The organism is Lacinutrix sp. MEBiC02404 (assembly GCF_053601575.1).
The window spans coordinates 1-721 of sequence record NZ_JBSHNV010000184.1 but is presented as its reverse complement, the minus strand read 5'-3'; the positions used below and the strand labels follow the sequence as shown (position 1 = coordinate 721).

Genomic DNA, 721 nt, shown 5'->3' with positions numbered 1-721 from the left:
AACCTATACTATAGAAGGAGTACCAGCAGGAACAGTAGATATCGTAGTAGATACAACTACTTTACCAACAGGATCGACATTAACAGATGGAACAGAGCCAACATCAGTAACGGTACCAGTAAGTGGAACAGTTACAGCAGGAACAGATGGTTATACTACAGCAGGAACGGTAACGGGAACCGTATATAACGATGAAGATGGTGATGGAACACAAAACGGAACAGAAACCGGATTTACTTCTCCAGTAACTGTATTTGCGGATTTAGATGGCAATGGTGTATTAGACGCAGGAGAGCCAACAGCAACAACGGCAGCGGATGGAACCTATACTATAGAAGGAGTACCAGCAGGAACAGTGGATATCGTGGTAGATACGACTACTTTACCAGTTGGAGCTACATTAACAGAAGGAACAGAGCCAACATCAGTAACGATAACAACAAATGGTAGTGTAGATGCGGGAATAGATGGTTATACTACAGCAGGAACGGTAACCGGAACCGTATATAATGATGAAGATGGTGATGGAACACAAAACGGAACAGAAACGGGATTCACTTCTCCAGTAACGGTATTTGCAGATTTAGATGGCAATGGTGTATTAGACGCAGGAGAGCCAACAGGAACAACAGCAGCGGATGGGACGTATACTATAGAAGGCGTGCCAGCAGGAACAGTAGATATCGTAGTAGATACGACTACTTTACCAGTTGGAGCTACA

General features: G+C 43.8%; 1 pseudogene. It reads left to right on the top strand.

Annotated elements, in window-relative coordinates:
• A pseudogene (locus ACVCXO_RS10780) lies at positions 1-721 on the top strand (hypothetical protein); the annotation flags it as partial.